Source organism: Burkholderia sp. YHN3-13 (genome assembly GCF_055810675.1).
On sequence record NZ_JBVVNQ010000064.1, the window covers coordinates 1 to 1,909 of the forward strand.

At 59.9% G+C, this 1,909-nt stretch carries 2 protein-coding genes; both read left to right on the plus strand.

Annotated elements, in window-relative coordinates; translation table 11 throughout:
* On the plus strand, positions 1–309 hold a 309-nt coding region (locus AC0KUR_RS37805; RefSeq protein WP_473377377.1), incomplete at its 5' end, for a DUF2878 family protein.
* A gap of 74 nt (positions 310–383) precedes the next feature.
* Positions 384–1,904 (plus strand): cryptochrome/photolyase family protein, encoded by a 1,521-nt coding sequence (locus tag AC0KUR_RS37810; RefSeq protein ID WP_473377378.1) that lies wholly within the window; start codon positions 384–386, stop codon positions 1,902–1,904.
* Positions 1,905–1,909 lie beyond the last annotated feature (5 nt).

The following is a 1,909-nucleotide window of genomic DNA, read 5'->3' on the forward strand; positions in this document are numbered from 1 at the left end:
CCGTACTGGCTCGCGGGGCTGTGGGCGCTGTTCGCGATTCAACTCAATACCTTGCTGCACTGGCTTCGGGCGCGACCGCTCATCTCGGCGCTCGTCGGTGCATTCGCAGGCCCGGCGTCCTTTCGCGCAGGTGCGGCGCTGGGGGCCGTTCATTTCAAAGACCCGGCTGCAGCGCTGGTCGTTCTCGCAACCGGCTGGGCGTTCATCTTGCCGGTCGCGCTTGCGATTGCAAGCCATTGGGATGGCGTAACGCCCCCTTCTACTCCGCCAATCGGCGCAGGCGACATGAATGACCCCCGCGCCGGATAGAGCCGGACGCGTCGCAAGCCAGCGTTATCTCCGATCCCGTTCAAATTGCCAACGTACCTTCTCGGGCACCACACATGACACGCACCGAATTGCCGTATGAATCCCGCCCCGTTATCGTATGGTTTCGGGATGACCAACGACTCAGCGACAATCCCGCACTCTCTCATGCGGTCAGTACCGGCCATCCTGTAGTTTGCGTCTACGTATACGACCCTGCCCCGAAGCTCGGGCGCGCCATGGGGGGCGCGCAAAAGTGGTGGCTGCACGAGTCCTTGAAAAAACTCGACGGCTCGCTTTCCGCTCTCGGCGGCTCGCTGCTCGTGCTTCGCGGTAACGAACACGAAGCCATCAGAAGCCTCGCCGTCGAGACCCAGGCGGCAATGGTTTTCTGGAATCGCCGCTACTCGAAAGCGCAAACGGAAATGGATGCATCGATCAAGAAAGACCTGATCGGGCGCGGAATCGACGTGTCGACATTCAATGGCCATCTTTTGCGCGAACCCTGGACAGTGGCCACGCGCGAAGGCTTGCCGTTCCAGGTATTCAGCGCGTACTGGAGAGCCGCTCGCCGCGATAATTTTTTTCCGCCGTGCCCACTGTCGGCGCCCGCTCGGATCACGTTCTTTCCCGTCTCCAAGAACATCAGCGCACACGTCCGTACGCTTCCTGAACTTGCACTGCAGCCCTCGACGCCAGACTGGGCGGAGGGTCTGCGTGCGACCTGGCGATGCGGCGAGGAAGCGGCCGGGCATCAACTCGAGGCCTTCATTGAAAACTCGTTTTCCGATTATGCCGGCGCTCGAGATTTTCCGGCCGCTCGAGCGACGAGCCGGCTTTCTCCCTATCTTCGCTTTGGAAATATCTCGGCCCGGCAGGTGTGGTACGCAACGTTATCAGCGGTAGACACCCTGCGAAGCAGGCGAGTCGTTCGCATTGACGATGCCAAAAATGAGTCGTTGAGCAAGTTCTTCAGTGAACTCGGATGGAGAGAATTCTCGTATTACCTGCTCTATCACTGCAAACCCCTTCATCAGTTCAATTTTCGGCGTCAGTTTGACGCCATGCCGTGGCGCACCGATGCCAAGGCGCTTCGCGCGTGGCAAAGGGGGAAAACAGGATACCCGCTGGTCGACGCCGGCATGCGCGAGCTTTGGTACACGGGCTGGATGCACAACCGCGTGCGCATGGTGACAGCGTCATTTCTCACCAAGCACTTGCTGATCGACTGGCGCGAGGGCGAAGCATGGTTCTGGGATACGCTGGTTGATGCGGACGAGGCAAGCAATCCCGCCGGGTGGCAATGGGTGTCAGGAAGCGGCGCCGACGCAGCCCCGTATTTTCGAATCTTCAATCCTGTTTTGCAGGGGAAAAAGTTCGACCCGAGAGGCGAATACACGCGGCGGTGGGTGCCCGAACTATCTGCACTCCCCGCCGAAACGGTCCACAGCCCATGGACCGCTTCCGCTGAAGCGCTGCAAGAAGCATCCATCGCGCTCGGCGCAAGTTATCCCTTTCCGATCGTGGATCACCAGGATGCACGCGCGCGAGCCCTCAGTTCGGTAGATATCCTGAATACACAGAACCAAATGAAGTGACCCTC